Source organism: Paenibacillus sp. FSL H7-0690, assembly GCF_037980415.1.
GTDB classification, from domain to species: Bacteria; Bacillota; Bacilli; order Paenibacillales; family Paenibacillaceae; genus Paenibacillus_AQ; species Paenibacillus_AQ odorifer.
In genome coordinates this window covers 6,489,114-6,511,401 of the sequence record NZ_CP150281.1, presented here as the reverse complement: position 1 = coordinate 6,511,401, position 22,288 = coordinate 6,489,114, and the positions used below count along the sequence as shown (strand labels likewise).

Sequence of the window (22,288 nt, the reverse complement as noted above, 5' to 3'; positions counted from 1 at the left end):
AGGACGGCTTCGTCGGATTGGTGTAATATAATACGGACCGTTTCAGGTAAGCAGGCTGGAAGCAATTCGTATTTGTATTTGCATTTGTATCATATTCGTATTTGTATCCTGACTCGGACTCAGATGCGCTTATACTCGAATATTAACTACGTATTGGATAGTATCGGACCGCAAAGACGTTATTTGATCAAAAAGACTGGATTTACTGCAAAATGGCAAGTAATAACGACTCTGGAGTCCGCAAAAGTTCCCGTGAAGCAATAAATCCATAAATAAAGTCTACGGAGTCCGTTAGGTTTGGATCATAGAGTAAAATCACGTCTGAGTGTAATTTTAATAGAAAGATATTTTATAGATTGGCTACATAAATTTGGAATTATATTCACGAATGTTCTACAATAGAAAGGAACGACTTTCCCTGAGAGAGGAGAGTTGAAACCTTAACAGAGTAAGGGGCTTGCAGATGCTTCAAAAGTTCAAAAGGATTGATAAGGTAATCGTTACTGTTCTGATTATGCTGATGGTGATTAGTATTTTTTCAATATACAGTGTAACCAATGGAAGAATAACGCCTCCGATGAAATTGGATGGATTTCATTTACAAATGCTTAAATACTATATTTTAGGTTTTGTAGTTTTTATTGTGCTCGCTTTTGTGGACTTTAAGATATTTGTTAAACATGCACTTTATATTTATCTCTTGGGCTTAGTCTTGTTAGTGTCGGTTAGTTTTATTGGTAAAGTAGAGAACGGTGCTCAATTGGGACTTGAGATCGGTGGACTTAGGTTTCAGCCTGCCGAGCTGTTTAAATTGGTATTGATTCTTTTTTTATCATCGATCTTAATTCGAAAACAAGGGTCTACCTTAACCTTCTGGAAAGGGATTGTTCCTCTCACCATTCTTACGTTCATTCCATTTGGTATAGTCATTATGCAAAATGATTTGGGAAATGCCCTTAGCTACATCGTAATATTGATTGGGCTTCTATGGATCGGGAATATCAAATTGTCGCATGCACTCATCGGTTTGCTTATAGTGGGTGGGATCGGCCTTGCTGGGATTTTGAGCTACATAAACTATCATGATGAGGCAGTCAAATTTTTTGAAGGCATTGGTAAGGATCATTTAGTGGAGCGGTTTGACCCTTGGCTGGTACCTGATTTAGCGACAGATAAGGCAAGCTATCACACGAAAAATGCCAAAATAGCTATAGCCTCCGGGGGAATGAGTGGAGAGGGATATATGCAGGGCAGCTCTGTGCAGAATAATCGTGTCCCATATACCTATTCGGATGCGATATTCGTGCAGATTGCCGAGGAGTTTGGATTTGTGGGGTCTGCGCTACTGCTCTTGCTCTTTTTTATTTTGCTGCATCGGATGATATTGATTGCTCTCGAGAGTAAGGAGCGTAGCGGACCATTTCTAATCATTGGAATTACGGCTATGCTGTTGTATCAAATTCTTGAGAATGTTGGAGCTTTTATCGGCCTGATGCCGTTGACAGGAATAACACTTCCGTTTATCAGTTATGGAGGCACGTCTCTTCTGATTAATATGGCCAGCATGGGGGTCGTGATGAGCGTGCATCTTTATGGGCAGGATGTAGAGGAAGATTTGCAGCTGCATAAGGAGCTGGCATTGAAGTTATAATTTTAATAGATTCATAGGTTTGCAGTCTCTTATCTCCGGGCATACTACTAGCATGAGAGTTAAGAGGAGAGGGGCTGCAACAAATGAACGATAATCATATGGATAAAAGAGATTCCTTACGTGTAACTTTTAAGTATACTGCCATTTTAATTTGTTTTTTTATGGTCCTCATGATGGCTTGGGAAGGTCAAAAAACCGATGCTGCAGTAGCTGAAGTATCTATTCCCCAAGAATCTATCCGGTTACGTATTCTAGCTAATTCTGACGGAGCGCAAGATCAGCTGGTGAAACGGCAAATTCGCGATAAAATTGTGGAGCAAATGAACCAGTGGGTATCCGCTCTTGAGGATCCACAGAGCTTGGAGCAGGCACGTGCTCTGATTAGAAATCATCTGCCGGAGCTTAACGCGTTGGTTGGATCAGAGCTGGAGAAACGGGGCATTGAATATTCCTATAAAGTGGAGCTGGGCGTAGTCCCTTTTCCAACCAAATTATACGGTGGCACCGTCTATCCTGCTGGGGAGTATGAAGCTGTTCGGGTCACACTTGGTGCGGGCAAGGGGCAAAATTGGTGGTGTGTACTGTTTCCTCCGCTTTGCTTTATCGATGCAGGCTCTGGAGATGCGGCAGCACCTGCTGCTGACAAAGGTACAAAAACAGTGTCCGCTGCTGGTGCGGATAACAGTGCTAAGGTGAAATCAGCAGCTGCAAAAACAGTGCAGGCTGATTCCTCGGCAGGAAGTGCTTCATCAGGAGAAACTGCTGCTGAGCCAGAGGTACGGTTCTTCGTCTGGGAGCTGCTGCAAAACCTTTGGAACTGGATCAGTGGATTATGGTCGTAAGACCCCAGATGTGTTACTATTTTATAAGCAGATCTATCACGGCTCCCTACAGGGGCCGTTTTTTTGCTAAGCTAAATTATATCTTCTAGAAAGCCTGTGATGAGAATGAATGAACACAATAATCCTTTATTCGCCGTTCAGCGGCGGAGTGGAAATAGAGATGAGACTGTATACTGGAAGTTGAATTCCGCTGAGGGAACGAACTCTGAGGTATTTCAGCCGAATGAAGCTGACAAGCTGGCGATAGCGGAGGCAGCAACAATGCTTCGTGAAGGCGGAACCGTGGCTTTTACAACCGAAACCGTCTACGGGCTAGGGGCGGATGCCCGAAATACGGCGGCAGTTGAGGCTGTTTTTGCGGCAAAAGGACGGCCCTCTGACAATCCGTTAATTGTGCATATTGCGGATACGGCAGCTTTGGACGAGCTTGTTGCAGAGGTGCATCCTAAGGCGGCGGCGTTGATGGCAGCTTATTGGCCTGGTCCGCTGACAGTTGTGCTTCCTGTTCGTGAAGGTGTACTGTCGCCCTGTGTGACGGCGGGTTTGGATACGGTTGGTGTGCGGATGCCGGATCATCCGGTAGCTCTAGCACTGATAAGTGCCGCAGGTTGTCCAGTTGCGGCGCCCAGTGCTAATCGTTCGGGTCGCCCGAGCCCGACATTAGCTTCGCATGTGATGGAAGATTTGGCTGGATACATTGATGGCGTCCTTGATGGTGGTGCTGCTGGAGTTGGACTAGAGTCAACAGTCGTGCAGGTACAGCCTGACGGAAAAGTTGCTGTGCTGCGCCCCGGCGGGATTACTTCGGAACAATTGGCTGCAGTGGTGGGAGCAGAAGCTGTAAGCTCAGAGCCCGGTAATGCTGAGACAACTGCTGCCGCTACCGCAACCGCTACTGTCTTGGCTGATTCGGGGACGACAAACTCTGTTATTGATTTCAGTACTGCTGAGCCAATCACAGCTAAAGCAACTACCGCGCAATCTTCAGCGGATTGCCTGAATGTTAACAATCGTGAGCCTTTCGAAAGGGCTTCCGCATCTATTGAGCAGCATGGTGCGGATGCTGCTGGCGATATTTCGGCGCCGCGCGCGCCGGGCATGAAGTACACGCACTACGCACCGCGCGGCTGGCTTGGTGTAGTGCGCGGCTCTTCCCCGCAGCGCGTGGCGGATGAAGCCGCAAGTCAACTTCAGGCGGCGCAGCTAAACGGCGAGGTCACGGGCTTGCTCCTCTTCGATGAGCATAAGGCCCTTTATCCCGCCGACCCTGCCGCCTGTGTTCTTTCCCTCGGCTCGTTATCCTCGCCGGAGGAAGGGGCTCGCTCCCTATATGCCGCCTTGCGGTGCTTCGATGAAGCGGGAGCGACTTACATCTTAGCCGAGGCTTGCCCGTATACCGGCCTCGGCGCTGCAATCATGAACCGGCTTATGAAAGCCGCCGGCGGATCTGTCATCGACGCCGGATAACCACGGCATTGCTTTTTCGTATATGACTCCCATATGAAGTCATGAATACCCCCTTGTCCGCATATCGTTGTTGTACAAGATATTTCGGACTTGGGGGGTTAAGCATGGGCTTAGGAGATGTATATACCGAATGGGGGCAGATTGTTACCATTACTATAATGGCGGTTGCATTAGGGATGGATGCCTTTTCGCTCGGTGTAGGGATCGGGATGAAAGGTATTCGTCTGCTGCATGTTCTGCAAATGAGTCTGCTCATTGCTGTTTTTCATATGCTGATGCCTCTCCTGGGTTTATTGACAGGAAGTTATGTCGGACACCTGTTAGGTCAAGTAACGACTTATGCTGCTGGAGGTCTTCTAGTTCTTTTGGGCGGGCATATGGTGTACAACTCCTTTCGTCCGGATACAGGAAGCTCACGAGCTATGGATCATCGAACCTTGTGGGGGATGATACTTCTTTCGCTCAGTGTCAGTATTGACTCTTTCTCCGTGGGTGTATCACTGGGGATGTTTGTGAATGGAGTACTTTTGACCATCTTAGCCTTCGGTGCTTGCGGGGGACTAATGTCGATTCTAGGGTTGCTAATTGGACGGCATGTCAGTCGTGGTCTCGGGGATTATGGAGAAGCGCTAGGCGGTGCAATACTTCTGGGGTTTGGCTTGCTATTCATCTTTTGATACAATAACGGCATTAGAATATTTAATTTCATGGGGGTGCAAAACATGCTGCATATTTTATTCGTCTGCACCGGGAATACATGCCGAAGTCCTATGGCTGAGGGGCTTTTACGAAAGCTCGCGAAGGAACGTGGAATCGACCTGGAAGTGCGGTCTGCAGGTGTATCCGCCATTTCCGGTACTTCTATATCAAGACATGCTGCAGCTATACTGCAGGAAGAAGGAATTCATGATTCAATGGAGTCGTCACAATTGACAGGTCAAGCTGTCGCTTGGGCCGACCTTGTGCTGACCTTGACGGGTGGGCATAAGCAGCATTTGCTGCAGTATTTTCCGGATGCTGTAACGAAAACCTATACATTGAAGGAATACGTGCATGATGAAGATACGGTGACGGAAGATATCAAGGAATTGGACAGCCTTTACGCAGATGCGGAGTTGAGCTTAGCCCTTGGTGGTGAACCGAATGCAACGGATCTGCAGCGGATGATTGAGATTCGCCAGCGTATTCCGAGCTTCGATATTTCTGATCCATTTGGTGGCACGCGTGAGGACTATGAGCTAACTGCTGCTGAGATTCGCACTGCGCTATTCAGTTTGCTGGATAAGCTGGAAACCTTCCGCCATTTGTAAATGGTTGATTTTCAGTTCACTTTGCTTTAAGATGAAGTTACAAATAATCGGTTCCGATGTAACTGGCGACAAATGTGGATCAAACCACGATGGAGCATCGGAATAAACGGCCGGTCGCCTGGGCAAAAGAGCAAATCCGCAGCTACCTGCGGACTGCTCTTTTTTGTTTAAAATAAGCTTGTTTGAAGTTTGAGGAGGTAGAGTGATGGACGAAGTAGTGGAGCTATCATTAACTGAAGCCACCGTCACTGTGTTAAGGGAGTTGGCGGAGGCTGGTAACCTTGGGTCAGGCAAAATTGTTGTCGTCGGAGTGAGCACAAGTGAGGTTGCTGGTGTCCGGATTGGAACTGGTGGTGCACTTGAAGTTGCAGAACAACTGCTTGAAGGTGTTCGTTTAGTAGCAGCGGAAAAAGGATTTCATCCGGTGTATCAGTGCTGCGAGCATTTAAATCGTGCACTTGTCATGGAACGCTCTCTGCTAGAGTCACTTGGTCTGAAGGAAGTATCAGCTGTACCTATACGAGGTGCTGGAGGTTCGATGGCTACGGCTGCTTATCACGCTATGAAAGATCCTGTTTTGGCGGAAACGATAGAAGCTCATGCTGGTTTAGATATTGGCGAGACACTGATAGGAATGCATTTACGGCGGGTAGCCGTTCCTTTCCGTCCGACTCTACGATACATTGGAGCAGCCAGAGTGAATGCGGCATGGACCAGACCCCCACTAATTGGCGGGGAACGTGCGGTATATCGTGCTCCAGAACAAAGTGGTTCACAGTTTTGTGATTAACGAACTTTAGTTTTTATATTTTTTGCAGAAACGTAGACCTAAGTCTCTTTATGGCGGGCAAATCGTTTCTACTTAAATACAACATATCTACACACACTAGGGAGGAAATAAGAACATGGAACAATTGCGTAAGAGTGACCCGGCAGTACTGGAAGCGATGGAACTGGAACTGAAACGTCAGCGTGCCAACATTGAGCTTATTGCCTCAGAGAATATCGTTAGCGAAGCCGTAATGGAAGCTATGGGCTCCGTGCTTACGAACAAATATGCAGAAGGTTATCCAGGCAAACGTTATTATGGTGGCTGTGAAGATGTAGATATCGTTGAGAACCTTGCTCGTGATCGTGCAAAAGAATTGTTTGGCGCGGATCATGTCAACGTACAACCACATTCCGGCGCTCAAGCAAATATGGCAGTTTATCTGGCTGCACTTAAGCCTGGCGACACCGTTCTTGGAATGAATTTGGCGCACGGTGGTCATTTGACACATGGTAGCCCAGTTAATGCTTCTGGATTGCTTTATAACTTCGTTGCTTATGGAGTACAAGAAGATACTTTCCTAATTGATTATGATGAAGTACGTAAAGCAGCCTTCAAGCACCGTCCAAAAATGATTGTGGCTGGTGCTAGTGCCTATCCGCGTATTATTGATTTCGAAAAACTTGGCGCTATCGCCAATGATGTGGGTGCGCTATTTATGGTAGATATGGCCCATATCGCAGGATTGGTTGCTGCTGGTCTTCATCCGAGCCCGGTTCCTCATGCTCATTTCGTTACAACTACTACGCATAAGACTTTGCGCGGTCCCCGCGGAGGTATGATTATGTGCAGACAGCCATGGGCAGCTGCTATTGATAAAGCGGTATTCCCTGGTTCCCAAGGTGGACCTCTGATGCATGTAATTGCTTCAAAAGCAGTCGCATTTGGTGAAGCATTGCAGCCATCCTTTAAGACTTATGCTCAAAATGTAGTGAAGAACGCTAATGTTCTTGCAGAAACGTTGATCAGCGAAGGGGTTAACATTGTATCCGGAGGTACAGATAACCACTTGATGCTGCTGGATACCCGTAATCTGAACATTACCGGAAAAGATGCGGAAAAAGTACTAGATTCCATCGGGATTACTGTGAATAAAAACGCAATTCCATTTGATCCTACAAGTCCTTTCGTAACAAGTGGTATTCGTATTGGTACACCTGCAGTCACATCCCGTGGTATGGACGAGCAGGCGATGGTCACTATTGGACGTATCATTGCTAATGTTCTAAAGAATCCGAAGGATGAGGCAAACTTGGCAGAATCTGCGCGTCAAGTGGCTGAGTTGACTGACCAATACCCTCTTTATCCAGAGTTGAAATACTAAATCTTTGCTTCTAATAAGAAATGATTCTGCCTCCATCCATACCCTCTTCCGGGTTTGATGGAGGCTTTTTTGTTGCATATTGTTCACAAATATCACTGTAGGTAATAGATGAAATTGAATGAAATTAATCATGAAAGTTCATGGAACTTTCAATAAAATTAGTGAAAATAATGTGAATAGTATGAAAAAGCCAAAGTTGCACAACATAATCTAGGTTTTATAAGTGATTGGTTTCCTAATTAAGCCAATCATTACCTTTAAAAACAAGGAAATACAAAGGAATATGTTCAATGTGAGTTCAAGTACCATTCTGAGGTGAAATGCAGCGGCGGGAGTGCTATAATAGACAGGATTTAGCCACTGAGAAGCAAAGCGCTTTCTATGGCTATAGACAAGACTTACAATTACCGGAGGGACAGTAAATGGGAAAATTGGTGATTTGCGATCATCCTTTAATTCAACACAAACTAACATTTATTCGCGACGTTAGAACAAACACGAAGGATTTCAGAGAACATGTTGACGAAGTTGCCACATTGATGGCTTATGAGATTACACGTGATATTCCACTAGAGACCATTACGGTACAAACACCGGTCACTGAGACGGAAAGCAAAGTGATTTCGGGAAGAATGCTGGGGCTTATTCCTATTCTTCGTGCGGGTTTAGGTATGCTTGAAGGTGTACTGAAGCTTCTACCTGCGGCTAAAGTAGGACATGTAGGGCTTTTCCGTGATCCAGACACTCTTCAACCAGTGGAGTATTATATCAAGCTTCCAACGGATGTACAGGAACGTGAGTTGATAGTAATTGACCCGATGCTTGCTACAGGCGGATCCGCAATTGCTGCGATTACCTCACTGAAGAACCGTGGTTGTACACAGATCAAAATGATGAACTTGATTGCAGCGCCAGAAGGTGTTGCTGCAGTTCAGGAAGCTCATCCGGATGTTGATATTTATGTAGCAGCGCTTGATGATCATTTGAATGAACATGGTTACATCGTGCCAGGTCTTGGTGATGCTGGTGACCGTCTTTATGGAACCAAGTAATAAGTAATTAAGTATTAAGTATAGTAATGCGAGAATATTTGATGAGAGGGTAGGGGTAATGTCCAAAATCAAAGTAATGACTATTTTCGGAGTGCGCCCCGAGGCGATCAAGATGGCTCCTCTGGTTCTTGAACTGAAGAAGCATCCTGAGCATATCGAATCAATAGTATGTGTAACAGCACAGCATAGAGAACTGCTCGATCAAGTGTTGGAAGTGTTTAATATCACCCCTGATTACGATTTGGACGTGATGAAGGACCGTCAGACCTTGAATGAGATTACTATTCGTGTGCTTGAAGGTTTGGAACCTGTACTGAAAGAAGTTAAACCTGACCTCGTGCTGGTGCATGGGGACACCTTAACAACGTTTTTAGCTAGTTACGCTTCCTTCCTGCAGCAAATTCAGGTTGGGCACGTAGAAGCAGGACTTAGGACATGGAACAAATTGTCTCCGTATCCTGAAGAAATGAACCGTCAACTCACAGGTGTGTTAGCTGATCTGCATTTCGCTCCAACTGATTTGTCAGCTAACAATCTGAGACACGAGAACAAAAAAGAATCAAGTATTTATATCACAGGCAACACCGTAACTGATGTGTTTCAATATACCGTACAGCCGGATTACCGGCATCCTGTTTTGGATTTTGCTTCAGGAAAAAGACTTATTTTGATGACCGCTCACCGCAGAGAATCTCAAGGTGAACCGCATCGTAATATCTTCCGAGCTATTAAAAGAATCGCTGATGAATTCGAAGATGTCGCCATTGTTTACCCTGTGCATCCGAGTCCTGCCGTTAAGGAACCTGCGCATGAGATACTGGGAGGACATCCGAGAATTAAGCTGATTGATCCGCTGGATGTCGTGGACCTGCATAATTTTTATCCGCATACCCACTTGATATTGACCGATTCCGGCGGTCTGCAAGAGGAAGCTCCTTCTTATGGAGTGCCTGTTCTTGTGCTTCGTGATACAACGGAGCGTCCCGAAGGGATAGAGGCTGGAACGCTGGAACTTGTGGGCACGGACGAGGAGAAGGTGTATCAACGGACACATGCTCTTTTGACTGATAATGAGCTCTATCAGTCGATGAGTCGGGCCGCCAACCCGTATGGAGATGGCAAGGCTTCCCAACGGATTGTCAATGCGATTTTGCACCATTTTGGTGTTAATAAGGAACGTCCTGAAGAGTTTCACAGAATGTTCACAAAAAATAAATAATTTCAATTAAACTAATATCTGATCTGATTAAAATCAACATACAGTGAAACTGTACGGTTTATATGGTTTTGGAACGTTTTGCTGTGATTATTTTCATGTTTTCAAGGGTTTTTAGGCAATGTTCAATGAATTGACAAAGACTCAGGAAATTCAGTAAAATTAGTTGGGATTGTAGCCCATGAAAGAACAAAATAGCAAGGACAGCTTGTTACAGACCGCGCTTGTCATTGGAAGTGCAGGCACTTTGCTTGCCGCTTACATTCTTATTGGTTTTTTTGCGGCAAGATGGCTGAAAGACCTGATGGAGGGGCCGAAATATTGGCTCGCCATTGGCACTATAACTGGAATGATTCTGGGAATTGTGAATGTCGCCTTGTTAATTAAAAAATTTTTGGGGGAGCAGAATGGATAATATGACTCCCATGATCAATACCGTCACTAGAGTTACGCTCGTCCTTATGGCAGGACTCTTAATGGGCTGGGTGCTTCATCATGAGACCCGGGCAATTACACTGGGCATGACTCTGGGTCTGGTGGCGGGATTGGTAAACTTTCGTTATCTGGCCGTCAAGGTTCGACGGGTTACGCAGTCGATTGCGAGCAACGAAGGGAATGCCTTCAGCCTCGGTTTTGTTACACGGATTAGCTTCGCAATTTTGGTCACCATGTTCTCGGTCAAGATTGAGCATTTCTCCCTGGTAGCAACTGTTTCGGGCGTATTCATTCCTCAGCTTCTCGCCATTCCTGCGGGGATATATCTGAGTGTGAAGAATAAGCTTTAACCAGATTAAAGAGAAAGGGGGATGATACTATGCATGACATGCCGAAAATATTTGTCGGGGGAATACCGATAGATTTATCCGCCGTGTTGATGCTTCTGATCAGTTGTACAGTGGTGTTTGTTCTGGTTATGCTTTCGGTTCGTAAGCTTTCCGTTGAAAATCCATCCAAGCTTCAGAACTTCATGGAATGGGTTGTGGAATTTGTAGAGGGTGTCATAAGCAGTGCCATGGATCTGAAGAAAGGAAAACCTTACATATCTTTAGGGTTGACATTGATTCTGTTTATCTTTGTTTCCAATCTACTTGGATTGCCTTTCTCCGTTGTAACTGAGGCGCATGGACCTGTAACAGTGTTTGGCCACGTGATTGAAGCAACTAAGAACTTGGCGAATGGTGAGCATGCAGAAATTTTATGGTACAAGTCGCCAACTGCTGACATTAACGTCACTGCAGGATTGGCAATCATAGTATTTGTACTGATGAACTTTCTGGGCATTAAGCTCAACGGCAAACATTATTTCAAACACTACATCGAGCCGTTTCCAATCTTTTTGCCACTGAACATTATCGAAAACCTGGCAAAACCTGTAGCGTTGGCTATTCGTCTATTCGCTAACATTTTCGCCGGAGAAGTACTGATTACAGTCATTTTGAAGCTGGGGATTCTCAGTATTCCGTTCCTGGCTGTATGGCAGGGCTTCAGTATTTTCGTCGGGGCACTACAAGCGTTTATCTTTACGATTCTGACGATGGTTTATATCGCACAGATGACGATTCACGAAGAAGAAGCACATTAATGAACTGCTGCGAAGAGAACGGCTATCGTCTGATTTTCCTTCGTGGGAGATATCTTATATCATTAAACACAAATATGAACCGAAATTAAAGGAGGATATTTACAAATGGAATTTTTAGCAGCAGCAATAGCGGTTGGATTGGGTGCACTTGGCGCAGGTCTTGGTAACGGTATGATCGTTAGTAGAACAGTTGAGTCCATCGCTCGTCAACCAGAAGCGAAAAATGCTTTGCAAACAACAATGTTTATTGGTGTAGGTATCGTCGAAGTTATTCCGTTGGCAGCAACAGTTATCGCATTCCTGATTATGTTTACTTAATAAACCGTAGTTACGGTTTGGCGGGGACGGCCGATGCCATCCGCGCCTTACTTTTGTATACGTCCGCATGACGCGGTAACGGAAGGGAGTGACCTCAGTGGATATTGTTTGGACAAACATAGTATTTTCAATTGTCGCCTTTGGGATTTTATATTTCTTGCTTAGCAAGTATGCGTTCAGCAAACTTTTTGCAGTTATGGAGAAACGCCGTGAGCTGGTAATGCAGCAAATGGACGAAGCTGCGAAGACTAGAGAACAAGCGGTCGCGTATGTGGAAGAGCAGAAGCAAGCGCTGAACAGTGCACGCCAGGAAGCTCAACAGATTATTCAACAATCGCAAATCACAAGCAATCTACAGGTAGAACAAACTTTGGCACAAGCCAAAGCAGATGCAGCACGTGTCAAAGAAGAGGCCGTGCGCGATATCGAGAACGAAAAGAACAAAGCAGTGGAAGAGTTGCGCAGCGAAATTGGAACGGCATCTGTTCGTATTGCTTCTAAACTTCTTAAGAAAGAAGTTAGTGCTAACGGCGAGCAGGAGCAACTTGTGAACCAATACCTCAAAGAGGTAGGAGGCCAATCATGAGCCGCGATACGGTAGTTGCCAAGCGCTACGCTAGAGCATTGTACAGTGCAGCGGTAGAGAAAGGGATTACCCTTGAAGTAGAAGAAGAGCTCAAGGCAGTGGTTGGATTATTACATTCCGACCAAGAGATAAAGCGGTTTATTCTTGCACCGCGCATCTCGGAGTCCGACAAGCTGAAAGTGCTGCGCACAGCGCTTCAAGATAAGCTCTCTCCCATCGTGATGAACATTGTAGAATTGTTAGTAGAGCGAGGCAGAACCGATATTTTTGCCGATCTGCTGGATACGTATATCAAGATTGAAGGAGACGCTCTTGGCATTGGTGATGCTAAGGTATACTCTGTTTATTCTTTAAGTGAAGAAGAAAAAGCAGCTGTAGCTGCAGAATTCGGCCAACTCGTAAACCGTAAAATCCGGATTACGAATGTGGTGGACCCAAGCCTGTTGGGAGGACTGAAAGTTTATATCGGCGATACGCTGTATGACGGCAGTCTGTCTAACAAATTGGAGCGTCTCGAGAAATCCTTTAATGATAAGCATAGAAGATAGGGGTGAGGATATTGGGCATCAGACCTGAAGAGATCAGCACTTTGATCAAAAGTCAAATTGAGGAATATAAAGCCGATATCGAAGTTGCCGAAGTCGGCACCGTCATTCAAGTCGGCGACGGTATCGCCCGTGTCTACGGTCTGGAAAACGCAATGGCTGGCGAATTGCTAGAGTTCTCCAACGGAGTAGTGGGCATGGCGCTCAATCTGGAAGAAAGCAACGTCGGTGTTGTTATTCTGGGTGAGTACAAGGAAATTCGTGAAGGCGATCAAGTAAAACGTACAGGACAAATTATGCAAGTTCCTGTTGGTGAAGCTCTGCTCGGTCGTGTAGTTAACGCACTTGGTATGCCGCTTGACGGCAAAGGCCCAATTGCTACAACTGAATTCCGTCCTGTAGAAAATAATGCACCAGGTGTTATCGATCGTAAATCGGTACATGAACCGATGCAAACAGGTCTTAAAGCCATTGATGCGATGGTACCAATCGGTCGTGGACAACGCGAACTTATCATTGGTGACCGTCAAACAGGTAAGACTGCAATCGCAATTGACGCGATTATCAACCAAAAAGGCAACGGCATGAAATGTATTTATGTTGCCATTGGTCAAAAGCAATCCACAGTAGCACAGGTTGTAGAAACTCTTCGCCGTCATGGCGCTTTGGAATATACAATCGTTGTAACTGCATCGGCTTCCGAGCCGTCCCCATTGTTGTACATTGCTCCATACGCAGGTTGCGCAATGGGCGAATACTTCATGTACAAGGGCGAGCACGTACTGATCATTTACGATGACCTTTCGAAACAAGCTTCGGCTTATCGCGAATTGTCCTTGCTGCTTCGTCGTCCACCGGGTCGTGAAGCATTCCCGGGTGACGTATTCTACTTGCACTCCCGTCTTTTGGAGCGTGCAGCTAAGCTTAGTGATGAGCTCGGTGGTGGTTCATTAACCGCACTTCCATTTATCGAAACACAGGCATCTGACGTATCAGCTTACATTCCTACGAACGTAATCTCGATTACAGATGGTCAAATCTTCCTTGAATCCGATCTGTTCTACTCTGGTCAACGTCCGGCAATCAACGTCGGTATTTCCGTTTCCCGTGTAGGGGGCTCCGCTCAAATCAAAGCGATGAAGAAGGTAGCCGGCTCGCTCCGTCTGGATCTTGCCCAATATCGCGAACTTCAAGCCTTCTCACAGTTCGGCTCAGATCTTGATAAATCTACACTCGCCCGTCTAAATCGCGGGGCACGTATGATGGAAGTTCTGAAACAAGGTGTGAATCAGCCGTTGTCTGTTGAGCATCAAGTGCTTAGCTTGTACACAGCTGTAAAAGGATATTTGGATGATATTCCAGTTAAAGACGTAAAACGTTTTGAAAAGGAATTCCTTGCTTACATGGATAGCAGTGCTGCTGATGTAGCTCAATCCATCAGGGATACAAAAGATTTGACAGCTGATAACGAAGCCGCTCTTAAAGCAGCGATTGATACCTTTAAAAGAGGTTTCGCTACTAGCTAATATAGATAGACTTTAACGGATTTTACTAAGTGAGCTTTGGCTCTGCCGAAGCTCAGGCTGTGCTTATGAAGTAGCTTTGACTTCGTCAAAGTTAAGAGAATGCTTACGAAGTTAGCTTTGACTCCGTTAAAGCTAAGATGATGCTTACGAAGTTAGCTTTGACTCCGTCAAAGCTCTAAGGTGGTGAAATCATGGCAAGAAGCATGCGTGATATTAAACGTCAAATTAAGAGTGTTCAAAACACAAGACAGATCACAAAAGCGATGGAAATGGTAGCCGCATCCAAGCTGAGAAAAGCTCAGGAGAAGGCAATTGCCGCCCGTCCTTATGCTGAGAAGCTAAAAGAGGTTGTATCGAGCATTGCGGCTGGCACAGAAGGTGTTCAACACCCTATGCTGGTTAGCCGCCCTGTGAAGAAGACTGGTTATCTAATCGTTACCTCTGATAGAGGGCTTGCAGGTGGTTACAACGCTAATATTTTGCGTAAGGTGACAATGCTCATCGCGGAGAAGCATAAGTCCAAAGATGAGTACGCATTGTTTGTTATTGGTCGTAAGGGCCGTGACTTTCTACGTCGCCGTGAATATCCGATTGTACAGGAAGTTACTGAGCTGTCGGATGCGCCGAAGTTTGCTGACATCAAGTCTATCGCGAATTCGGCAGTACAGCAGTTTGTAGATGGTACGTATGATGAGTTGTATGTTTGTTACAATCAATTCGTCAATGCTATCACCCAGATCCCAACCGTTGAGCGACTGTTGCCTATGGATGGAGTAGGGAATCAAGAGCATCATGAAGCTTCTGCAAACTACGAATATGAACCTTCACCGGAAGGCGTGCTAGAAGTATTGCTTCCAAAGTACGCTGAAACTTTGATTTATAGCGCTATTCTGGATGGCAAGGCCAGTGAGCTGGGTGCGAAAATGACAGCTATGGGCAGTGCAACGAAGAACGCGTCGAAAATGATCGGAGAACTTACCCTTACGTACAACCGTGCCCGTCAGGCGGCAATTACGCAGGAAATTACCGAGATCGTGGCCGGAGCGAACGCGCAGTCTTAAAATACAAGAAAAGTTAAACTAAGTGCTTAACTTGTCTTGTATTTTACGAGAAACAGTGTCGCTTGCTTAGGGTGCATAGCTCCTTAAGAACGGCACTGTAAGTTCTTCTTAAAATATAAGAAAGTATGGTTTTACACTATACAAAATGCTTATATTTCTACGAGAAACGGTTGTCATCTTTATATGACGACAACGTCGTTTCTTCTTGATGTAACAGCTTTCGAGGAGGGAAAAGAAGATGAACAAAGGACGCGTTGTAAGCATTATGGGTCCGGTTGTCGATATTGAATTTGAACGCGGCCAGTTGCCCGAGATTTTCAACGCTATCAAAATTGAAACCGTCTTGGACAATGGTCGTCAGCTTAACCTAACACTTGAGGTTTCCAATCACTTGGGAGACAATCTGGTACGTTGTATCGCGATGTCTTCTACTGATGGTCTGGTTCGTGGACTGGATGCAATCGATCAAGGAGGTCCAATTTCGGTTCCTGTAGGGGAAGCGACATTAGGCCGTGTATTTAACGTACTTGGTAATCCAATTGATAACGCTGGTGAAGTTCTTGCTGAGAAAAAGAACCCGATTCACCGTCTCGCACCAAAATTTGACGAATTGTCAACACAAGCGGAAATCTTGGAAACAGGTATTAAAGTTATCGACTTGCTCGCACCTTATGCTAAGGGTGGTAAAGTCGGCCTCTTCGGCGGTGCCGGCGTAGGTAAAACAGTAACAATCCAAGAATTGATTAATAACATTGCCCAAGAGCACGGTGGTATTTCCGTATTCGCAGGTGTCGGTGAACGTACTCGTGAAGGTAATGACCTTTATCACGAAATGACGGATTCCGGCGTTATTAAGAAGACAGCAATGGTCTTCGGACAAATGAACGAGCCTCCAGGTGCACGTCTTCGTGTAGCTTTGACCGGTTTGACCATGGCGGAATATTTCCGTGATGTGGAAGGTCGCGATACGCTGCTCTTTATCGATAATATATTCCGCTTTACCCAAGCGGGTTCCGAAGTGTCCGCTCTTCTCGGCCGTATGCCATCTGCGGTTGGTTATCAGCCGACTCTGGCTACTGAAATGGGCCAGCTGCAAGAGCGTATCACATCGACTAAAAAAGGTTCAGTTACATCGATTCAAGCAATCTACGTACCGGCGGATGACTACACTGACCCTGCTCCGGCTACAGCGTTTGCTCACTTGGATGCAACAACTAACCTTGAGCGTAAAATTTCCGAGAAGGGGATTTTCCCAGCGGTTGACCCACTGGCTTCCAGCTCGCGTTTGCTCGCTCCAGAAATTGTTGGTGAAGAACATTACAACGTGGCACAAGGTGTTAAACAATTGCTGCAACGTTATACCGAGCTTCAAGACATCATTGCCATCTTGGGTATGGATGAATTGAGTGAGGATGATAAGGTTATCGTAGCTCGTGCTCGTAAAGTTGAACGCTTCCTGTCGCAGCCATTCCACGTGGCTGAACAGTTCACTGGCTTTAAGGGTAAATATGTACCAATCAAAGAAACTGTACGCAGCTTTAAGGAAATCCTGGATGGTAAGCATGATGATCTTCCAGAAGCAGCTTTCCTATTTGTAGGTACGATTGAAGAAGCAGTAGAAAAAGCGAAATCGATGTAACCTGAGCTTAGCTAATGCTTTCGATGCAAGCTTTACTTCGTAAAGCTTAGTGCATGCTTTCGAAGCGAGCTTTACAATGTAAAGCTTTAAGGAGGAATGGAAGTGAATACCTTTTTGTTGGAAATTGTCACGCCGGAGCATCTCGTTTACTCCAAGCAAGTGAATAGCTTGATTGTGAGAGGGGTCGAAGGCGAGTTGGGTATTTTGCCGGGACACATTCCGCTTGTGACTCCACTTCAGGTTGCTCCGTTATCCGTCAAATCGGACGGTGTTACGATCTCCATCGCTGTTCATGGCGGGTTCGTTGAAGTGCATAAGGACAAAGTAACCGTGCTGGCTGAAAGTGCCGAGCTGCCAACAGATATCGATGTTGAGCGCGCCGAAGCGGCTAGAGAACGGGCTCAACGCCGTCTCCAGACTCGGAGCAAACAAGATGATATCGATCACCGCCGTGCGGAATTGGCGCTGCAACGCGCTGTTACACGGATTAAAGTGTCCACAGGAAAAGGACAACAGTAGGATAAAAGCAGTCAAGCCTTAGGGTTTGACTGCTTTTTATTATAGTAATCTATTGAAAAAAGGTTAAAATTTCTTCATTATTTTGGATAATGGCGTTGAATTGTTTAAAAATTTGTAAAAGTACTGGATTCTTTTGCCCTTCACAAGTATGATATAAGAGTCGATTTCCGAGTAATACGAACACGGAGGGTTAGCATGGAGGATATATTGTCGGGTGGGTTGTCTAGCGCAGTTGGAACCAGCAGTATGGTCTCAATGATTGTATCTTTGCTCAGTGTTGTATTATCTTGGTGGGCATTGCAGAACCTTAAGCTCGATTTGGTCATAAGATATCCCAAGAGTCCTCAGGGAAGGCTGCTGCACTTGCTGTTGGCCATTGTACTTGGTCGTTTTGTAGCGGGGTTCTTCCTGGATTACCTGAGCTGGAGTGGGATGATCCGATATATGTTTTAAGGGGATGTAGTTTGGTTATAAGTGTCTTAGGTCGCAGTGGTCAAAAGGTGTCGAATAATAAGGTTTTATTATGTCAACACTGAACTTTAAGGAACATGCCCGAGTAAATGGGCGTATTGATGGAGTAGAGAACTTTTTTGCAATTACTTTAATCTAAAAAAATAATTTAAGAAATAATGGACGCGGAGGGAAACCGAAAATGAGCAAATTTATCGTCCGCGGTGGCAACAGATTGACCGGGAGCGTGAAAGTTAGCGGCGCAAAAAATTCCGTATTACCGATCATAGCCGCCTCTCTATTGGCAGAAGAAGGAGTAAGCGTCATTGTAGACGCACCTCCGCTTGATGATGTGATGACGATATCAAAAATGCTGGAATCTCTGGGTGCAGGGGTTACATATCAGAACGATATTATCCAGGTGGATGCTACAAATATCACATCCTGTGAAGCACCTTATGAATGGGTTCGAAAAATGCGGGCGTCTTTTTTAGTCATGGGCCCACTGTTATCTAGACTTGGTCAGACAAGAATTTCCCTGCCAGGCGGCTGTGCCATTGGTACACGACCGATTGATCAGCATTTGAAAGGGTTTGAAGCACTGGGTGCGGAGATTAGTCTCGGCCAGGGCTACATTGAAGCGAAAAGCAACGGACGCCTGCGCGGTGCCAAAGTGTATTTGGATGTAGCAAGCGTAGGTGCGACCGAAAATATAATGATGGCAGCTACATTAGCCGAAGGCGTGACCGTTATCGAGAATGCGGCTAAGGAGCCTGAGATTGTCGACCTGGCCAATTACTTGAATGGTATGGGCGCAATCGTACGCGGTGCGGGAACAGGCGTTATCCGTATTGAAGGGGTAGAACGTCTGCATGGGGTCAAACATCATGTAATCCCTGACCGTATCGAAGCAGGTACGTACATGGCGGCTGCAGCAATTACCGGTGGCGATGTATATGTGGAAGGCGCAATTGCAGATCACTTAGGTCCTGTTATTGCTAAGATGGAAGAAATGGGTGTAACCATTATTCCTGACGAGAACGGTATTCGTGTAATCAGTGACAAGCCTCTCAAAGCTGTTGATTTGAAGACTTTGCCGTATCCAGGTTTTCCTACGGATATGCAGTCGCAAATGATGGCATTATTGCTGCGTTCTGAAGGTACTAGTGTCGTTACAGAAACCGTATTTGAGAACCGGTTTATGCATGTGGATGAATTCCACAACATGAACGCTGAGATTAAAATCGAAGGTCGCTCGGCGATCGTTACAGGTAATGCACAATTGGTCGGAGCTAAGGTTTGTGCTACGGATCTGCGTGCGGGAGCTGCGCTTATTTTGGCAGGTCTGGTTGCTGAAGGCACTACTGAAGTAAGCGGAACTCATCATATTGACCGCGGGTATGTTCATTTGGCTGAGAAACTGTCCGGACTGGGTGCGGAAATTTGGCGCATCTCCATGGAAGATACTTCAGCGCAAACCGTGAAGGATGAAGTTCTTAAACCGGAAGTATCCAAGAGTGAATCGACTAAAAACGAAGAGGTTAAACCACGCTTTCAGGTTCAACCAACTTGGGTATAATATCAATCATTAGGAGAGACCAGGCTGCAGTTTGCAGCTTGGTCTTTTTTTATGGAATCCTCATTTGATGGGGATTTTTTTGTATGCAATTTAATAGCCTGTGGTCTAGTAATAGATTGAGGACAGGAACTCTATTTCTCTCAAATTGTGTTCTAGCAGTTGCTGCAAATTCATATCTATAAGAATCACCAGTGATTCACGGAAGGAGCCATAGAGATGAAAGATTTCCGCTACTTGCGAAGAAACAAGACAACGCGCTGGCACTCGCGTCCCCTTGCTCCCCGGCGCAGGCGACTCATCCCCGTCGCCTGGCTCGCAGCGCCTTTCCTGGCGGCGCTGCTGATTCCGCTGGCGGTTGTCCCGCTACACCGGGGACAACCGGCGCCTGTGGCCGTGCCAGCAGTCACGGCCCCTCCGGCGGCGCCGGAGACGGCTGCGCAGGAAGCGCCGCAGCCGGACGTCTCTGTCTATTTGTCACACAGCGGACAAATAGAGACATTGCCGCTGGAGGACTACGTCCGCGGCGTGCTTGCGGCCGAGATGCCGGCCGACTTTGAGCTTGAAGCGCTCAAAGCGCAGGCCGTAGCTGCCCGCACCTTTATCATGCGCCGCCTGGTGGCTGGCGACAGAAGCGGCGTACCCGTTCCGGAGGCGGATGTAACCGATACGGTAAGCCATCAGGCTTACATATCTAAGGACACGCTGGAACGGCAATGGAAGCTCGGCGGAAGAAGCGCCGACCTCGCAAAGCTGCAGCGCGCGGTCCTTGAGACGCGCGGAGTGATCATGACTTATAAAGGGCAGCCGATAACGGCCTCCTTTTTCGCCTCCAGTGGAGGATATACTGAGAACTCAGAAGAGTATTGGAATGCAGCGATTCCCTATCTGCGCAGCGTGACGAGTCCTTGGGAGAAAGAGATTACCCCAAACTATGCAGTGACTAACACCTTTACTGTTGCTGAAATACTTACTAGATTGGGTCTAAACGATAAAGTCATTCCAGCCTCCAAAGAAACTACCAATTCAGGAACTACAACTAAGATTTCATCATCTTCGAGATTACCTATGGAAGTGTTGTCTCTTACCACTGGACATCGGATTAAAGAGGTCTCAATTGGAGGCTCTATATTTACTGGACGTGAAGTGAGAGAGAAGCTGGGCCTACGATCCAGCCAATTCAGTTGGAGTCGTAAGGGAAATAAGATCTTAATCACGACCTTCGGAAATGGGCATGGAGTAGGGATGAGCCAGTGGGGGGCAAATGGGATGGCTAAAGAGGGTGGAACTGCTACCCAAATTCTCAAACACTATTATAGTGGTATCTCATTTACACAAATCTCAACTCTTCTGAAAAAATAACTTGAAAGATACGTATAAAAGAGAAAACCCCGGTAACACTGGTTACTGAGGTGATAACCATATGAATGAACAAGACAAAAACAAAACAAACCAAGATGAATCTCTCAAAAAAACTCAGGGAGATTTACCTGGCGCAAAACCTTCTTCATGGAACAGACTGGTATCTAAACGTTGGGTATTCCCAGCAGTCTACACGGCGGCAGCGGCAATTATACTAACCTTGGTGTGGGTCTATCAGGATGCCGGCCAGAAGCCGCTCAACCAGGACACCGCCGCCACTTCGCAGCAAGTAGGAACTTCCGCTAACGAAGCTGGTACAACAACCGGAGGTCCAGATGCACTTGAAGTTGTTGCTTCAACGGAAAGTATGACTTGGCCAGTAGCTAATCCAGGTGAAGTAGAAGTAGTTAAGCCGTATTATGATGAGAATGGTACAGAGGACAATCACGTTGCCGCTATGGTGCAATATAACGACAAATTTATTCCTAATGTCGGAATCGATATTGCCCGTGAAGACAACAATACGTTCGATGTTAAAGCAGCGCTCAGCGGTGAAGTGACCAGAGTGGAAGATGTTGCGGTATTAGGTAAAGTGATTGAAATTACCCATCAAGGTAATTTGAAGACTGTATACCAAAGTCTTGGTGAAACAAAAGTTAAACAAGGCGATGTAGTGAAGCAAGGAGATACTCTTGCCACAGCTGGTCGCAGTGAGATCGAAAAGGACCTTGGAAATCATGTACACTTTGAAGTGTACGAAGATGGCAAAGTAGTCAATCCATCGGATTTACTGCCACAGCGATAAAAATTTCTATAGCAGGGGGCGAAAGCCCCCTATTTTTTTGTGTATATAAGGATTTTTAAGGTTGTGTTTGTGATGAGCCTTTTGTTTACGCGGGAAACGGTTGTTGTTCTAAAGGAAGAACGACGGCTTTTCATCATGCTAATAACACGGGTTATTAGGTTGTCCATTAAATAAAATGAGCCCTCCATAGCTTGTCATGTCTTGAAAGCGCGAATATATAAGCCCGCCCCTCATATAATGTACCAAACTATCCACAGTTGGGAGGCGGGAGCGTGCACGATTACATCAAGGAACGTACGATCAAAATCGGACGCTGCATCGTGGAAACCAGGCATACGGTCCGGACCATAGCCAAGGAATTTGGCGTTTCAAAGAGCACGGTGCATAAAGATTTAACTGAGCGTCTGCCAGAGATCAACCCTGATCTGGCCGATCAGGTGAAGCACATTCTCGAATATCACAAGTCCATCCGACATCTTCGGGGGGGAGAAGCCACAAAAATCAAATATAAAAAATCGACGGGGAAAAAACGTGAGGTTGCTGTAGCATCAAAGCCATGAGATTTTCGGAAATTTAAGGAAATATTCAGCTTTAATACATTGTGTACTTCCCCTAAAGTATGGTATTT

At 45.9% G+C, this 22,288-nt stretch carries 24 protein-coding genes and 1 riboswitch; all 24 genes read left to right on the top strand.

Annotation, left to right across the window (positions count from 1 at the left end; genetic code table 11):
• Positions 1-463 precede the first annotated feature (463 nt).
• Entirely contained in the window at positions 464-1,651 is a 1,188-nt protein-coding gene (locus MHI32_RS28720; RefSeq protein ID WP_076123936.1) for an FtsW/RodA/SpoVE family cell cycle protein, read from the top strand.
• 83 nt (positions 1,652-1,734) lie between these two features.
• A complete protein-coding gene (spoIIR, locus tag MHI32_RS28715; protein ID WP_081382511.1) occupies positions 1,735-2,493 on the top strand; it encodes a stage II sporulation protein R in 759 nt (252 codons plus the stop codon).
• 105 nt (positions 2,494-2,598) lie between these two features.
• Positions 2,599-3,960, top strand: coding sequence for an L-threonylcarbamoyladenylate synthase (locus MHI32_RS28710; RefSeq protein ID WP_076124346.1), 1,362 nt, complete (start codon positions 2,599-2,601; stop codon positions 3,958-3,960).
• Positions 3,961-4,064: 104 nt separating this feature from the next.
• On the top strand, positions 4,065-4,637 hold the full coding sequence (locus MHI32_RS28705) for a manganese efflux pump MntP family protein (protein ID WP_038573646.1): 573 nt from the start codon (positions 4,065-4,067) through the stop codon (positions 4,635-4,637).
• A 45-nt stretch (positions 4,638-4,682) separates the two neighbouring features.
• The gene (locus MHI32_RS28700; protein ID WP_339188774.1) at positions 4,683-5,270 is read left to right on the top strand and encodes a low molecular weight protein arginine phosphatase; all 588 of its coding nucleotides are present in this window, start codon (positions 4,683-4,685) and stop codon (positions 5,268-5,270) included.
• 48 nt (positions 5,271-5,318) lie between these two features.
• Positions 5,319-5,401, top strand: a riboswitch (ZMP/ZTP riboswitch).
• Between the two features lie 74 nt (positions 5,402-5,475).
• Positions 5,476-6,060, top strand: coding sequence for a TIGR01440 family protein (locus MHI32_RS28695; protein WP_076099682.1), 585 nt, complete (start codon positions 5,476-5,478; stop codon positions 6,058-6,060).
• A 115-nt stretch (positions 6,061-6,175) separates the two neighbouring features.
• On the top strand, positions 6,176-7,423 hold the full coding sequence (gene glyA / locus MHI32_RS28690) for a serine hydroxymethyltransferase (protein WP_038573642.1): 1,248 nt from the start codon (positions 6,176-6,178) through the stop codon (positions 7,421-7,423).
• A gap of 422 nt (positions 7,424-7,845) precedes the next feature.
• Positions 7,846-8,475 carry a uracil phosphoribosyltransferase gene (upp, locus tag MHI32_RS28685; RefSeq protein ID WP_036681583.1) on the top strand — a complete coding sequence of 210 codons (630 nt, stop codon included), beginning with the start codon at positions 7,846-7,848 and terminating at the stop codon, positions 8,473-8,475.
• Positions 8,476-8,533: 58 nt separating this feature from the next.
• Complete coding sequence (gene wecB / locus MHI32_RS28680) at positions 8,534-9,694, top strand: UDP-N-acetylglucosamine 2-epimerase (non-hydrolyzing) (RefSeq protein ID WP_076123932.1); 1,161 nt, start codon at positions 8,534-8,536, stop codon at positions 9,692-9,694.
• Between the two features lie 178 nt (positions 9,695-9,872).
• Positions 9,873-10,106, top strand: coding sequence for an AtpZ/AtpI family protein (locus MHI32_RS28675; protein WP_036681579.1), 234 nt, complete (start codon positions 9,873-9,875; stop codon positions 10,104-10,106).
• Positions 10,099-10,476, top strand: a complete 378-nt coding sequence (locus MHI32_RS28670) for an ATP synthase subunit I (protein WP_036681578.1) — start codon at positions 10,099-10,101, stop codon at positions 10,474-10,476. The genes MHI32_RS28675 and MHI32_RS28670 overlap by 8 nt, the downstream gene beginning before the upstream one ends.
• A 29-nt stretch (positions 10,477-10,505) precedes the next feature.
• The gene (gene atpB, locus MHI32_RS28665) at positions 10,506-11,273 is read left to right on the top strand and encodes a F0F1 ATP synthase subunit A (RefSeq protein WP_036681575.1); all 768 of its coding nucleotides are present in this window, start codon (positions 10,506-10,508) and stop codon (positions 11,271-11,273) included.
• A gap of 105 nt (positions 11,274-11,378) precedes the next feature.
• On the top strand, positions 11,379-11,591 hold the full coding sequence (gene atpE / locus MHI32_RS28660; protein ID WP_036681574.1) for a F0F1 ATP synthase subunit C: 213 nt from the start codon (positions 11,379-11,381) through the stop codon (positions 11,589-11,591).
• Between the two features lie 97 nt (positions 11,592-11,688).
• Positions 11,689-12,177 (top strand): F0F1 ATP synthase subunit B, encoded by a 489-nt coding sequence (gene atpF / locus MHI32_RS28655; protein ID WP_076123930.1) that lies wholly within the window; start codon positions 11,689-11,691, stop codon positions 12,175-12,177.
• Positions 12,174-12,725: a F0F1 ATP synthase subunit delta gene (locus MHI32_RS28650; RefSeq protein WP_076123928.1), complete on the top strand. Its 552-nt coding sequence runs from the start codon at positions 12,174-12,176 to the stop codon at positions 12,723-12,725. Before atpF ends, MHI32_RS28650 begins: the two co-directional genes overlap by 4 nt.
• A gap of 11 nt (positions 12,726-12,736) precedes the next feature.
• Positions 12,737-14,248 (top strand): F0F1 ATP synthase subunit alpha, encoded by a 1,512-nt coding sequence (atpA, locus tag MHI32_RS28645; RefSeq protein ID WP_036681566.1) that lies wholly within the window; start codon positions 12,737-12,739, stop codon positions 14,246-14,248.
• A gap of 191 nt (positions 14,249-14,439) precedes the next feature.
• Positions 14,440-15,309 (top strand): ATP synthase F1 subunit gamma, encoded by an 870-nt coding sequence (gene atpG, locus MHI32_RS28640; RefSeq protein ID WP_036681564.1) that lies wholly within the window; start codon positions 14,440-14,442, stop codon positions 15,307-15,309.
• Between the two features lie 238 nt (positions 15,310-15,547).
• Positions 15,548-16,948, top strand: a complete 1,401-nt coding sequence (gene atpD, locus MHI32_RS28635; RefSeq protein WP_340011509.1) for a F0F1 ATP synthase subunit beta — start codon at positions 15,548-15,550, stop codon at positions 16,946-16,948.
• Between the two features lie 102 nt (positions 16,949-17,050).
• Complete coding sequence (locus MHI32_RS28630) at positions 17,051-17,467, top strand: F0F1 ATP synthase subunit epsilon (protein WP_036681559.1); 417 nt, start codon at positions 17,051-17,053, stop codon at positions 17,465-17,467.
• Positions 17,468-17,662: 195 nt separating this feature from the next.
• The gene (locus MHI32_RS28625) at positions 17,663-17,920 is read left to right on the top strand and encodes a DUF1146 family protein (RefSeq protein ID WP_036681556.1); all 258 of its coding nucleotides are present in this window, start codon (positions 17,663-17,665) and stop codon (positions 17,918-17,920) included.
• Between the two features lie 199 nt (positions 17,921-18,119).
• Positions 18,120-19,496: a UDP-N-acetylglucosamine 1-carboxyvinyltransferase gene (murA, locus tag MHI32_RS28620; protein WP_076123926.1), complete on the top strand. Its 1,377-nt coding sequence runs from the start codon at positions 18,120-18,122 to the stop codon at positions 19,494-19,496.
• A gap of 216 nt (positions 19,497-19,712) precedes the next feature.
• Entirely contained in the window at positions 19,713-20,855 is a 1,143-nt protein-coding gene (gene spoIID, locus MHI32_RS28615) for a stage II sporulation protein D (protein ID WP_076182075.1), read from the top strand.
• A 61-nt stretch (positions 20,856-20,916) separates the two neighbouring features.
• Positions 20,917-21,660 (top strand): M23 family metallopeptidase, encoded by a 744-nt coding sequence (locus tag MHI32_RS28610; RefSeq protein WP_076123922.1) that lies wholly within the window; start codon positions 20,917-20,919, stop codon positions 21,658-21,660.
• A gap of 272 nt (positions 21,661-21,932) precedes the next feature.
• Complete coding sequence (spoIIID, locus tag MHI32_RS28605) at positions 21,933-22,220, top strand: sporulation transcriptional regulator SpoIIID (protein WP_036681548.1); 288 nt, start codon at positions 21,933-21,935, stop codon at positions 22,218-22,220.
• Positions 22,221-22,288 lie beyond the last annotated feature (68 nt).